At 59.3% G+C, this 13,986-nt stretch carries 6 protein-coding genes; 2 read left to right on the top strand and 4 right to left on the bottom strand.

Annotation, left to right across the window (positions count from 1 at the left end):
- Positions 1-16 precede the first annotated feature (16 nt).
- The 4 genes from AC1RMX_RS14490 to AC1RMX_RS14475 are packed head-to-tail and all read right to left on the bottom strand — an operon-like array spanning position 17 to position 11,816.
- Complete coding sequence (locus tag AC1RMX_RS14490) at positions 17-853, bottom strand: ACP S-malonyltransferase (protein WP_493072476.1); 837 nt, start codon at positions 851-853, stop codon at positions 17-19.
- A 25-nt stretch (positions 854-878) separates the two neighbouring features.
- Positions 879-6,455, bottom strand: a complete 5,577-nt coding sequence (locus AC1RMX_RS14485; RefSeq protein WP_493072411.1) for an SDR family NAD(P)-dependent oxidoreductase — start codon at positions 6,453-6,455, stop codon at positions 879-881.
- Positions 6,456-6,486: 31 nt separating this feature from the next.
- A complete protein-coding gene (locus tag AC1RMX_RS14480) occupies positions 6,487-7,296 on the bottom strand; it encodes a polyketide synthase dehydratase domain-containing protein (protein ID WP_493072409.1) in 810 nt (269 codons plus the stop codon).
- The gene (locus AC1RMX_RS14475; protein WP_493072475.1) at positions 7,293-11,816 is read right to left on the bottom strand and encodes a beta-ketoacyl synthase N-terminal-like domain-containing protein; all 4,524 of its coding nucleotides are present in this window, start codon (positions 11,814-11,816) and stop codon (positions 7,293-7,295) included. The genes AC1RMX_RS14480 and AC1RMX_RS14475 overlap by 4 nt, the downstream gene beginning before the upstream one ends.
- On the opposite strand from AC1RMX_RS14475, the gene AC1RMX_RS14470 reads away from it, so the two are divergent.
- Both AC1RMX_RS14470 and AC1RMX_RS14465 read left to right on the top strand, forming a co-directional pair.
- Positions 11,727-12,095: a hypothetical protein gene (locus tag AC1RMX_RS14470; RefSeq protein WP_493072480.1), complete on the top strand. Its 369-nt coding sequence runs from the start codon at positions 11,727-11,729 to the stop codon at positions 12,093-12,095. The two genes, AC1RMX_RS14475 and AC1RMX_RS14470, sit on opposite strands and share 90 nt — an antisense overlap.
- A gap of 434 nt (positions 12,096-12,529) precedes the next feature.
- Positions 12,530-13,963 carry an MFS transporter gene (locus AC1RMX_RS14465; protein ID WP_096820048.1) on the top strand — a complete coding sequence of 478 codons (1,434 nt, stop codon included), beginning with the start codon at positions 12,530-12,532 and terminating at the stop codon, positions 13,961-13,963.
- The last annotated feature ends 23 nt before the right edge of the window (positions 13,964-13,986 follow it).

Below are 13,986 nucleotides of genomic sequence, written 5' to 3'. Positions count from 1 at the left end.
TGTCTTCAAGCGCTGTTCAGTGGTGCGCAAGCAATTGCGCGTTCAAACGGGTCAAGACCTGGCCCGGTCCTATTTCCTCGAAGGCAATATCGTCATAGCGTGAACACAAGGCGCGAATGCTTTGGGTCCAACGCACCGGACGCACCAGTTGCAGGGCCATTTCTTCTAGTAAATGCGTCTGGCCGAGGCGTTCGCCGCTGGTGCTGGAAACTACCTGTGCACCGGGAGAACCCAGCGTCTGCTGTTGCAGGAACGCGACATAGTTCAACCGGGCCGGCTCCATGTAACGGGAATGGAACGCCCCGCTGACGGGAAGGCGCACACATCGCAAGTCATGCTGTTCCAGCGCTTTGCACGCCGCGTCGATGTCCTCGGCCTTGCCGCTGATCACGGCCTGCACCGGACTGTTGTAGTTGGCGACATCAATTTGATGAAACTGATGTTCAAGCAGCAGCTCAGGCAAACGCTCGACGTTGTCGCCGATGATCGCCGCCATTGCCCCGCCCTGCACCGCCGCCATCAACTCGCCTCGCTTGGCCACCAGGCGCAGGCCGGTTGCCAGGTCGAAAGCCCCGGCACCGAACAGTGCGGCATACAAGCCCAGGCTGTGCCCGATCAGTAACTGCGGCAAGTCGCCGCCCTGCTGTTGACGGTCAAGCCAGGCCAGACAACTGACGAAGAAAATCGCCGGTTGGGTATAGGCCGTCGAGTTCATCCGGGCGGCATCATCGCCCTTGCACAGCGCAGTGATCGAATAACCGAGAATCTCGTCGGCGATTTCGCATTGCAGCGTATAGCGGGCGAATAACTCTCGCCCCATACCAGGAAACTGTGATCCCTGGCCGGGAAACATACCTACCAACATGAGCGTTCCTCTCTTAATCGAGGTCGAAGGCGACGATCCGGGACGGCCGGTGAACCGCCGAAAAATCACGCTCGACGCCGGCAGGACGCACGGTTTTCAACGCGTTTTCATGCACCACCACCGACGTCAACTCGCGCATGACAATCAGTGGATTGCCCTGGCCATCGCTAAACAGCAAATCGAAAGTGACCGAACGATCACCGGGCTGCGCCGGGCGCATCACGCAATGACAGAACACCGCTTCATGCTGCGGAATACGCAACACCTGAAACTCGCCCAAGTGGTACGGCACCAGCAGTTCATTTGCACCCAGCCCCTGCAATTGCGGGATCAAAATTGCGGTTTGCAAGCCGCCGTCGATCAGGGCCGGCGAGATCCGATAACCCCAGTCACGCCCCACATCAATCAATGTCCTGGCACTGCTCGACCCTACCTTTGCCCATCGCAGAGGCCGCAGATCTTCGCCGTAGCAATAACCCAGATCAGTGAACTGCCGGTAAATCCGCTGGTGTTCCAGAAAGGTCGTCGAGGTGTCGGCAGCCGGCCAGTTCAGCCGTGAAGGTTCGACTGCCGGTTGCAGCAGGCCTTCACAGTAAATCTGTGCGTGATCCAGTGAGCGCAACTCGAAGCGCTCGCCGTTGATGTCCAGCAGCACATCATCCAGATCACGTATGACACTGCGCCAGGTCACGGCCTTCAGGCTCATGTCGCGGCGGCTCTCCAGGCAACGTGCAAGCGCCCATGCCGCCGGTGCGATTTCGGTGCCGAGAATCGAATGTTGACGCACCAGATCATTGGCATGATGGAACGCACTTTGACTCGACTTGACCCACGACCGGGTTTTCTCGAACGGATAACCGGGCAACGAGATGACCTCGCGCCGCGCAAAGAATGCCGACCACGCAATGTCCTGGCCCGCCTTGAATGCCTGCACCCGTTCCGCCGCCTGCGCCGCCGTCAACGACGCGGAATCGCCCGGCACAGCAATCGAAGCGGGATCGACCGGGGCGGTATGTGCCGACGCACGCTGCTGCAGGTCTTCACGCAGCAGGCTCAATAACTGCGCCTTGCTGGAGAACACGTAACCTTCGCGGTGGGCGAAGTGTTCCCGTGCACAACACAAGGTGTAGCTGAGCGCACCGAGCGCCGGATCGTGTTGCTCCAGCCAGTCGTGCAGCGCATCGATTTGCCGTTGCAAACCCGCCTCGGTACGCGCCGACAACAGCGCGATGTTCACCTCGCCAGCGGGTTGGGCCACCGGTGCCGGCACCGATTGCAACACCGCGTGGGCATTCGCCCCGCCCGCGCCAAACGAGCTGACCGAACCGTACAGGGTGCCGTTCGCTGACAGGACCTTGGGTTGCTGAACCAGATAAAACGGCGTGCTGGCGAGGTTCAGCAGTGGGTTGATCTGCTGCGCGTTGATCGAGGGTGCCAACGTGCGAGCCTGCAATTGTTTGAGTACCTTGATGACGCCGGTCATCCCCGCCGCCGACTCCAGGTGCCCGACATTGCCCTTTACCGAACCGATGGCGACCGAACCCGGTGTGAGTCCGTTGAACACGCTGCTCAGACCTCGGATCTCGATCGGATCACCCAACTCGGTACCGGTGCCATGCGCTTCGACAAAATCGATATCGGCCGCCGTCAGCCCGGCACGTTCAAGTGCCTTGTCGACGACCCGCGACTGCGCTTGTGGATTGGGCGCCGAGTATCCGTTGGATTGGCCACCGGCATTGATCGCAGTACCGCGGATCACCCCATAGATACGGTCATTGGCGTGGATCGCTTCGGCATAGGGTTTGATCAGAATCGAGCAGACGCCCTCACCGTCGACGAAACCATCCGCTTCTGAGCCGAACGGGCTGCAGGTGCCTGAGCGCGAAAGCATGTGCAGGCTGCAGAGCTGCTCGTAATGACGCGGGTTGACGATCAAGTTGACCCCACCGACGAGTGCCTGACTGCAATCGCCATTGCGCACAGCCTGGCAGGCCAGGTGCAGCGCGGTCAGCGAAGCCGAACAGGCCGTGTCGATGGCCATGCTCGGTCCCTTGAGATCGAACAGGTAGGAAACACGATTGGCAATTGACCAGAACAGCGACGTTGGCATCGGGTCTTTCGGGTCTTCAGGACGATGCCAGGCATAACCACCATTCATCACCCCGACAAAAACGCCGGTCTCACTGCCTTTGAGATCTGCGCGCCGATAACCCGCATCGGCGAACGTCTGATAAGCGTTCTGCAGAAACAGGCGCTCCTGCGGATCCATGCGCTGAGCTTCGAGCGGGGTGATACTGAAAAACGAATAGTCGAACGCATCAACATCCCGCACAAATCCGCCTGCCGAGGTGTAACTCCCGCCTTCAAGCGGACTGCGTGGGTTCTCGAAGCCTTTCAGTGGCCAGCGTTGCGCAGGAACTGTGGCGGTGCATTGCCGCCCGGCCAGCAGATTCGCCCAGAACTCCTGCACATCGTCGGCATCGGGAAACTGCCCCGCCACACCGACGACCGCCAGGTCATCGGCGCGTGCCTGCAACGCGGCGTCCATGCCGTCACCCGAGGCAGCGGGCTGAACCGGCTCGCCCGGCACATCCGTTGTCATCGATGCAGGCACCGTTACCTGCGGCACGACGGCATCGGGGTAGTGTTGCTCAAGGTAGGTCGCCAACCGCTCGACTGTCGGATACTCGAACAGCAATGTCGCCGGCAAATAACCAAACCGCTCTCGCAACGGTTTGAGCAACTCCAGAGAAATGATCGAATCAATGCCGTATTCCTTGAACGGCACCGTGTCTTCCAATTCGTCGGGGTCCATCAACATTGTCTGGGCGATCACCTGGCGCAAGAACGCCCTGGCCGGTTGCGATGAGGCTGCCAGCGCGGGTGCTGTCGGCATGACGACAGCGGGCGCTTGCTCCGTGCCAATGGCAGGATCCGGCGGGGTGCCGGCCGCGCGCTGCACCTGCTCACCGAACTCCGTCAGAAAGTGCTCTGTCAGACGCGAGATAGTCGGATGTTCGAACAACACGGTGGCCGGCAAGTAACCCAGGCTTTCCTTGAAGGGCTTGAGCAACTCCATTGCAATCAACGAATCGACGCCGTATTCGTTGAAAGGCTGGTTCACATCGATTTCGTCTTCGTAGGCGTGCAGCACATCAGCAATCACCCGACGAACCCAGTGCTCGACCTTCGTGCGCGAATCACCGCCGACGTCAACGCTCGGAGCGGCGCCGGCCACCGGAGCAGACGCCACGCCGGCGGGTTCCAGTCTGGCAACGAGCACCTGCTGATCTTCGGTGCCATGACCCATCGTTGCGCTGAAGCCGGCCTCGCGCAGCAAGGACTGCCAGGTCGCGGCAGCCACCAGCGGGCTGTTGGGAATCCGGTAAGGATCAACACTCAACCACCAGCCTTCGGTCAGGCCAAACGTCAGTGTGGCGTAGTCCTGGCAGGAGGTAATTTCGTTGAGAATAAAGATGCCGCCTGGCGCCAGCCGATCACGTACGTTGGCCAGCGTCGCCGGAAGATCGGCAGTCGCATGGATGACGTTCGTCGCAATAATCACGTCATAGCGCTGGTCGTTGGTGGGCGGCCGGGCGATATCGCACAGTTCGTACCGTACGAATCCGTAGTCGGAAAAGCGTGCGCGTGCCTTGTTCAAAAAGGCATGTGAGAGGTCAGTAAACGTGTAAGTAGCCTCGCTCCCGCGCAGCACCGGAAGTACAAACTGACAGGTACTGCCCGTACCCGCGCCCACTTCAAGCAACTGCAAGGGACGAGCTTGCTGCCGGACAAACCTGTCGACGACCTGCGCCACGACATTGTTGAAATAGTCCGCCAGCGGATTGTCACGGTACACCGGCTCGACCAGCGCAAAGCTGCCTTCGGGAAACAGCACCGTCAAAGGGTCGATTTCGCCGCTGAGTATTTGTGGATAGCGCGCCAGGCAAGCGTCAAGCAATGTGACATGCCCGGCACTTTGCGGAAATTCACTGAGCAATTGTTCACGCGTGGGGCCGTCACTGGGCGCGATGGCTTTGATGGCGGCCACCAGTTTGGCGTGCCGAGGCACCGTAACCGCTGGAATGGTGGTCTGCGCCAGACGTGCTCGGGCGTAGTTTTGCAACCCGAGGGACAAGCCGATATTGCGCCGCACAGCCTCGCTGTGGGGATCAAACGCCGGGACGATGGCCGTCAGCAGCGCAAGCGAATCGCTCGCCGGGGACGCGGTCGCGACGTCGGGATGAGGGGTGATGCGTAACCGCTGCAAGGCTTGCGCTGACGCTTTGACCACGCTGATCTGAGGCACGGCACTGTGCAGCAACGCCTCGATGATCGCCAGGCCCTCCGGCGCTTCGATCGAGCCGATCTGCAATTTTTGCATCCGCTCACGATAAAGGGGCGACGCCACAATGCCGATTGAACCCCAATAACCCCAGTTGATGACTTTGGTGTTCACCATCAGCACATCGCGCAACAGCCCCCCCAGTGCGTCCTTGCTGACACAGGCTGCGGTGTAGTTGGCCTGGCCGGCGTTGGCAATGTAGGACTGGATCGAGGAAAACAGCAGGACAAAATCGAAGTCACGACCACGTACCGCATTGAGCAAATTGACCATGCCGTGCAACTTCGGCTCCAGCACACGCATTAACGCCTGCTCGGTCATGTTGCTCAGCACCGCATCATCGAGCAGCAGCGCCGAGTGAATGATCCCGTCTATTTGCGGGTGACGCGCCAACAGTGCCGTGACGGCGGCCGCATCAGTCAGGTCGACCCGCTCATACACCACACTGGCGGCCAGGGGACGCAGATTCGCGAGCAGCTCATCGGCGTTGGCGCGACGACCGACGAGAATCAGACGAGCCTGATAACGACTGGCCAGGTAGTGGGCGAGCATGCTGCCCAGACCACCCGCGGCGCCGAATATCAGGTAGGTGCCTCCCTGTTTGAACCCCTTGGCCGAGTCGACCGGCGTCAACGGATGCGCGACCAGTGTCGGTGTCCACCATTGCTGGTGATCAAGACTGACCGGTTGCCCGCTCTCGACCGGAAAGTGCCCCTGTAACGCCGCCCGAAAATGCTCCGCAGTGAACGCCGCCAGGGAGAAACAACGCACGTCCCAGCCACTGAATTCCTTGGCCGCCGTTTGCCCCAGACCTATGTAGACACTGTCAACCGGATGGGTCGGTGCTTCGGCAGCCGGTGACACGATCGACTTGACCGTCATGATATCCAGCCGCAGATGCGCCAGACCGGCCAACCGTTTGTTCATCTGCAGAAAGAGTTTTATCGCGTGATCATCGATACCGTCGCGCCAGGGCGTAACCGACATGAAGACAATGCGCGAAACCGCACCGCTCTCGACCATCCACCCTGCCCGCTCGACGTTTTCAGCCGTGAGCAATATCGACTGCGCCTCGGGCAACCACTGTTTGAGCGCATCGAAGGTCGCGGTCTGTGCGGCTGGCACCACGACCAGAATGTCACGTTCGATGCAGGGGCGAGTGTCGAGCTGAAGCTTCGAACACTGCCACTTCGGTGCGTACACCAATGATGCAACCTGGGAGAACGGAAGAACGGGCTGGCTCATGTTTCACCTCCATATGAATATGATCTGCGCTTTACAGAAGAGACGGCTTGACGCCCAGGTCGCGAACCGAAATCAGTGGTCTGCCGTCATGGCTGAGCACACAGATATCGGTTCGGAACTCAGTATGTTTCTGGGTAGTGACCCAGTATTCATTCGTGTGACTGAAGTCGATGGGCGCATGCAGTACCAGCGTGCCCAGCGAGAACGGCATCAGGCTGCCCCGCTCGATACCGATGGAAATCGCCATGCCCGATTGAAACGCGCAGTCCAGCAGATTACTGAAACAGAACCCGGCGCCGGCCTGCCTTGAAAGCAACGCCAGCGACTGTTGTTCATGGATGCGCACATGGCTGATCTTTTTGAAGAACGGGCCGTAATCGATGCCCATGCCACTGAACTCTGCGTACACCTGCTGATGGTCGAAATGGCGACTTGAGTTCAGTACCAGTTGCTCGCGAATGCGCTGCCCCTGCGCAGGCACTTGCGTGACGGCGGTCTCGCTGCAAAGGCAGCCGAGGGCATAGGTGTGATCCTGGTCAGCAACAGTAAATGTCAGGCGCTGATTGCCGGCAGGCGTGAACTCGATATTGAGCCGAGGCGACGCGACATTGCCAAGAAACGGTCTGAGCCACAGGCAGTCCTCAAGCGTGTTTGCCCTGAAGTGCGGAAAGAGCATCGTCGCGGTGTTCAGGACCAGTTCCAGGTAGCTCACACCGGGCAACACCGGCAACGATCGCACCTGATGATCGGAAAAACACGGATGATGAGGCGGCACACAGAGCGTCGCTCTGTGATTGCCAATCTGCTGAATGAACGGTGCAAAAATACCCGCCCCCATCATCCGAGCGATCCCTGTGCGGCACGCTGAGGTCGGACCTGGTCAAACCAGTACTCGCGCTCGTCGAAGCGATACGTCGGCAGGTGTACCCGCTGGCCGCTTTCGCCCTGATGCACGCTTGCCCAATCCAGTGTCTCACCCTGCAAGAAGCACTCACGCAGGGCGGACAACCTTTCATGCCGAGGCAGATCTGCCGGCAGCGAGGCAGCAATGTTCTCATTGGCTTGCGCGGTGGCGCGCCATGAGGCCGACGGCAGTGCCATCTGCTGCACCAGATCGGCAAGGCTGCTGGCCACCCAAGCCAATCGGTACTCCGCCTGAGCACGACCGTTATTGCATGTGTAAGCGACCTGCTCCAGGCCAAGCAGCGAAGGATCGGACTGCGTCGTGCGATACAAAAAGTCTCCGAGCTGTTCCCGCATGGCTTGCAAGGCTTTGTCGCTCGCCGCCGACAACGTCACCAGATAACTGGCGTGAAGATTGGCACAAGGCTCACGGCGAGGCGCCTGGCCGACCACCAGGTGAGCATTGGCCCCCCCGAAACCGAAAGAGCTGATACCCGCAACCTGCGGCGATGGCCATGGCCGTGTCTGACTGAGGATCGAGAACGGTGACTGCTCAAGATCGATCAGTGGATTCAGACGATTGAAATGATGGTTTGCCGTCAGCGTGCCGTGCTGCATGGCCAGCAGCACTTTGGCCAGCGAGGCAGCTCCGGCGGCTGGTTCCAGATGACCGATATTGGATTTCACCGCCCCTAGCCAGACCGATTGCGGCGGCTGGTTCGGACACAGTTCGCGCCACGCACTCTTGAGCGCATCGATTTCGATAGGATCGCCCAGCAGCGTGCCAGTGCCGTGGGTCTCGATGTAGCTGACTTGCGCGGCAAGCGCAGGACTGTAGACGCGTGTCAACAGTGCCGCTTGAGCGGCCGGGTTGGGTGCCGTCAGGGAGTTGGCCCGGCCGCCATGATTTTCGCCATGCGCCAGGATAACGCCATGAATGGCATCGCCATCCTGTTGCGCCTGACGCAAGGGTTTGAGCAAGAAGCAGCCGACACCTTCTGCACGGACGTAGCCATCAGCAGACTCATCGAAACTGGCACAACGAAAGCGTGGCGACATGAAGTTGCCGGCCTGCAGCCCCAGGGAAATCTGCTCATCGGCAATCAGGTTGATACCACCCGCAAGAGCGACGTCGCACACGCCCGAAGCCAGATCCTGACACGCCTTGACCAGTGCACTCAATGAACCCGAGCAGGCGGTATCAAGGGTGAACGACGGACCGCGCCAATCAAAGAAACTCGACAGGCGATTGGCCAGAATACTCAACGAGTTGCCGGGCAGCGTGTACGGGTTGGATGGCGTCGAAAACTTCGCTTGCAGGGTCGCGTAGTCGGCGCCCGTGCCTGCGATGTAGCAACCGGTTCGAGTGCCGGCCAGGGTTTGCGGCGCATAGCCGGCGTCTTCGAGCGTACGCCAGGTCGTCTGCAAAAGCAGTCGCTGACGCGGATCCATGTAATTGGCTTCCAGCGGCGAGATGGAAAACAGTCGGGCATCGAACGTCTTGATGTTCTTCAGAAAGCCGCCCTGCAAAGGCGCGGTGAAACCGGGACGCAAGGTACTGGAGATCAGGTTTCGATTGTCCAGCAACGCCTGCCAGAACGCGGGGGCTTCAAGATCTTCCGGCATCAGCACGGAATACCCGATGATCGCGACCTGCCCGTCCTGCTCCGTCGAAGAGTCCGGTTGCGGTTTCGCCTGCGCCTGCGCCTGCTGGCTGTCGGCATCAGCGTCGAGCGGCGAACGATTCGACAGTTCTGCGCTGATGGCCGCCAGCGTGTTGAGTGCATAGAAGCGATGCGGGGCAATGCGCACGCCGAGCTCATCGGACAGCGCCTGAGACAGCAGATTGTAGGAAATCGAGTTCAACCCCAGCCAGCCCAGAGGTAAGTGGCGGTCATGAACGTCCACCCCCAAACACGACAGGATAATTGCGCGAACACTGGCCTCGCTGTCCGCAAACGCCACAACTGCGGGCTCCGGAGTTGCCAAGGGTGTGCTCGCGCCAATGGCTTTGGCGCTCAGTTGCATCAGCGGCTCGCTGGCCAGACGGCGCAAATCGACCTTGCCACTCGAGGTCAGCGGGATCGCTTCCAGGGGCAACAAGGCAGACGGAATCATGTAAAGCGGCAGGGCTTTCTTCAGTTCCGACAGGACGCTCGACTCATCCACGGCATCGCCCTGCCCCGACCAATAAAAACTGCATAAGTGGGGAACAGTACCCGTGCGCACGACGGTGAACACCTCCATCGGCCCGAGCAGTGCGGCGAGACGCACATTGATTTCTTCAATTTCGATTCGATGGCCGTTGAGTTTGAGCTGACTGTCGGCACGCCCCAAATAGGTCAGCTGGCCCTCGCCGAAATGCCTGACCCGGTCCCCGGTACGGTAGACCTTGCCCTGTATACCGGGTACATCGATGAATGCGCTTTGGCTATCGACATTCAAATAACCTGGCGCGACGTTGGCGCCACTGATCAGCAGCTCCCCGGCCTGGCCACTGGCGACGGTTTGTAAATGCTCGTCAACGACGTAGAAACGATTGTTCAGTAGCGGGCGACCGAGGTGAATCACCTGCGGATCGTCAATTCGTGCGCAAGACGCCCAGATCGTAGCCTCTGTAGGGCCATACACGTTGTACAACAGGTGCCTGTCGCGCAGCAGGAACCGAGCGATATCAGGCGTCAGCGCTTCGCCGCCGCAGACAATCGTCAACGGGCGGGGGCAGGACCAGCGAGCATTCTTGAGCAAACGCCAGGACGCCGGCGTGGCCTGGACAACCGTGGCCGCAGACTCATTGATGTACTGCGAGAGAGCGGGTGCCGAGCGCCGGACCTTATCCTCTACAATTTCCAGTGTGGCGCCGACGACCAGTGGCAACAGCAGTTCGAGAATCGAGATATCGAAACTGATGGGCGTCAATGCCAGGAAATGATCGTCCTCACAGAACCCCGGCTCGAACGTCATGGCCAAGAGAAAATTCGCCAGATTGTCTCGGGTCGGGGCGACCCCCTTGGGCACACCGGTCGAACCCGAAGTGAACAGAATGTAGGCCTGATCACAACCCATTTGCCGCAGCGGTTCCTGACTGTCACGTGGCGATATCGCGGCAGTGCAAGGCAGCTCGATCACCCGCACGTCTGGATGACGGGCACGCAGGCCGGCAACATCGGCCTGTCCGTCACTGAGCACCACGGCCATTCGCGTTGTCGTGAGGACGGCGTCCAGTCGCTGTGCCGGCAACGCGCTGTCCAGCGGAATAAACGGCACCTGCAGATTCAGTGCAGCAAGCATCGACACCGGTAGCCACGAAGAGCGTCCCAGCATCAGACCGATACCGTACCGCAGGGAGTCTTCCTGCACGAGCGCCTGAATCTGTCGGGCCAGATGCTGCGCCTGATCGAATATTTGTGCGTACGTCAGCACCTGTTGCGGCGCCTGAACGGCGATTTTTTCCGGACGCCGTTGCACCTGCTCTTGAAAGCGTGCGACCACGCTGTCGGCCTCGGTCAATGCCTGCACATCACCACAGACAGCCGGCCGCAGAGGCTGGCTGAAATCGATGGCATCGATCGCGGTGTCGCCATCACTGACAAATCGATTCAACACTTGCAGCAGATTATCGGCCCACTCGTTGACCAGCGCTGGCGTGGCAAGACTGCGAGGCATATCGACACTGAGGGCCAGTTCATCAGCCTCGTGATGGAAATTCACCGCCAGGTCGTAGGGCCCGCCGGTGGTCGGCCGTTCAACCAGTTCGACCCTGAGCGCTTCCAGCTCAGGGCAGACACTGGGCAACAGCCCTTCTGACTGATTGACCACAACGTTCAAGACCGGACGATTGCGGTTGAGCCGTTCCTCAGCCAGGCCCAACAACCGCTGCGGCGCCAGTTGCTGATGCGGCCTGACAGCTCGACGCTCCTGATCCACATGGTTGAGGTACTGGCGAGGCGACCAATCCGGATGATGGGGAATCCACAGGGGCACAAGGCTGGTGAAGCACCCTGGCACTGTGGGCTCTTGCCGAGTGTCGAGGGTGTGCGCAATGCTGACCCCGTCAAGATCCTGATCATTGCTGTAACGCGCAACGGTGATGGCCGTCGCAGCCACGATCAACCTGAACAACGTACTGTTAGATTCGACGACAACGTTCCGGAGCGCCGCATAGTTCGGGCCGTTCAGCGAGCGCTTCACCGTCACAAAAGACGATTCGCCGCGATGCCCCGCCTTGAGGAATGGCAGTGCCTGACCCAGTGGATACCGGCTCAGCCGATCTTTCCAGAACGCCAGAGAGTCGACCGACTCCGGGGGCACCGCCTCACCTGCACGACTGCGCGGACTTTGAATCTCAGAGACCGATTCGGACTGCACATGCGTTTGTCCGTAAAGGCGGGACAGCAGGGTGCAAAATATCCGATAGCACTGCCCATCGAAGATCAGATGGCTGAACGTCAAACGCAGATGGTGGAGATGCTCCGAATGCCGGGTCAGCGTGAAGCGAAACAGTCGGTTGTCCGGGAGCGAAGCGGCCAGATTGCAGACAACACCCGTATCACTCAGGGGAGGACTTTCTACATATTCCAGGACGTTTTCCGGCATGGCAGCCGGATAAACATGAACACCGTAGGCTCTTCTCACGAATGTACTCAAAGCCACCGGATAATGGCGACGCATCAAAGTATTCAGTGCATCACTCAACACAGTTGCCACTATATCGCCATGAAGCAAGAAGCCATATGACAGCATGCAACCGGGATCGGCCCGATTATTCTCGATGCGCTCGAATATAAGCTCTTCATAGCAACTTGCGAGCCTGTGCATTGTATATCGGCCCTCCCGGCCACTATTTCGGCGCTTAATTAAACGCCCAGTCCATAAACTCTAAAAACATACACAAATACAATATGTTACGACAAACAACTGATACTCGACTGCGGCACTGCCATCAACTATTGACGAAGAGCCTACATCACCAAAAGCGAATGAAGCAACCCGACTTGCAAATATCAAATATTGGGCTACATTCACTGCGAAATCACATTTTGCGCCCGTGATACCTGTTTAAATATCGTGTCGACGGCGTGAAAAAACCTTCACTGAAATCCTACTTCGCCCCATAAATACGGCACTTCCGGGATCGTTTACTCAAGCAACTTATTACATGGATATTTTTTATGGATGATATAAGCACTCGCTCACTTCCCTTGAGCCTTGCGCAGGAGGCTTATCGCGAGAAACGCTGGCAAGCCTTAATGATTATTTGCCTGGCCACGTTGATGATTGTGCTCGACACCACCATCGTTAACGTCGCGTTACCCTCGATAAAACTGCAACTGGGCTTCAGCGATGTTTCGCTGGCCTGGATCGTCAATGCGTACTTGCTGACGTTCGGCGGCTTCCTGTTGCTGGGCGGTCGTCTGGGCGACTTGTACGGACAGCGCAATCTGTTTATTACCGGGGTCACGGTCTTCACTCTGGCATCGCTGGCCTGCGGCATGGCCTCGACGCAATGGACACTGGTGGCGGCACGGGGTTTTCAGGGCCTCGGCGGTGCATTGGTCACAGCCACGGCGCTGTCACTGATCATTCATTTGTTCACCGACCCGATCGAGCGCGCGAAAGCCATCGGCGCCTACAGCTTTGTGTGTGCCGGCGGCGGCAGCATCGGCGTATTACTGGGCGGCGTGCTGACCAACACTTATGACTGGCACTCGATTTTCCTGGTCAATCTGCCTTTGGGCGTTATCGTCCTTGGCTTAACCCTGAGGTTGCTGCCGCCAGCCGAAAACATCAGCAGAGCTTCGCTCGATGTCGGCGGCGCCATCACCATCATCGCCGCACTGATGCTGGCGGTGTATTCGATCATGAATGGTAATCACGTTGGCTGGGGATCTGTGCAAACCCTCGGGTTACTGGCGCTGGCGGCCTTGTCCTTCGTGCTGTTCCTGGTCATAGAGACTCGCGTGAAAGAACCGCTGGTGCCGCTACGGCTGTTCCGGCTGCGAAACCTGAGCACGGCCAATCTGATCGGCGTGCTGTGGGCAACGTCGATGTTCGCCTGGTTTTTTCTTTGCGCTCTGTACCTGCAGCAGGTATTGGGCTATAGCCCGCTCGAAGTAGGATTGGCGTTTTTGCCCGCCAACCTCGTGATGGCCGTTTGTTCGTTGAGCCTGTCCTCCCGACTGATCATCCGCTACGGTATCAAGCCCCCGTTGGTAGTGGGTCTCGCTCTGGCCGCAGCAGGGCTGCTCCTGCTGTCGCGAGCACCGGTCAACGGTGATTTTCTGATGGACGTCTTGCCTGGGATGCTCTTGCTCGGATTGGGTGCAGGGATGGCTTTCAATCCGGTCCTCGTCGCCGCCATGAACGATGCCCCCCCCAGCGAGTCGGGTCTCGCCTCGGGCATCGTCAATACATCCTTCATGATGGGAGGCGCGTTAGGCCTGGCCTTCATCAGCAGCCTCGCCGCATACCATCGCGACCATCTTGTGGAGAGCGGTCTGGCGCCGCTTGAGGCATTGAGCAGCGGCTATTCCATGGCATTTCTGGCGGGGGCCGTGCTTGCCCTCGCGGCCTCGCTGGCAGGCGCCGTGCTACTGCGCAAATAACCGTTCAAGCACAATCGCCCGAC

It is taken from the genome of Pseudomonas sp. GW822-FHT03F04 (assembly GCF_058801405.1).
Note: the sequence above shows the minus strand (reverse complement) of the source record. Positions and strands in the feature narration are given on the sequence as shown.

What these genes read in the sequence shown, in the direction of transcription:
- AC1RMX_RS14490 (WP_493072476.1), bottom strand. Translation starts at nt 853, where the DNA reads ATGTTTCCCGGCCAGGGATCACAGTTTCCTGGTATGGGGCGAGAGTTA.
- AC1RMX_RS14485 (WP_493072411.1), bottom strand. Translation starts at nt 6,455, where the DNA reads ATGAGCCAGCCCGTTCTTCCGTTCTCCCAGGTTGCATCATTGGTGTAC.
- AC1RMX_RS14480 (WP_493072409.1), bottom strand. Translation starts at nt 7,296, where the DNA reads ATGATGGGGGCGGGTATTTTTGCACCGTTCATTCAGCAGATTGGCAAT.
- AC1RMX_RS14470 (WP_493072480.1), top strand. Translation starts at nt 11,727, where the DNA reads ATGCGTTTGTCCGTAAAGGCGGGACAGCAGGGTGCAAAATATCCGATA.
- AC1RMX_RS14465 (WP_096820048.1), top strand. Translation starts at nt 12,530, where the DNA reads ATGGATGATATAAGCACTCGCTCACTTCCCTTGAGCCTTGCGCAGGAG.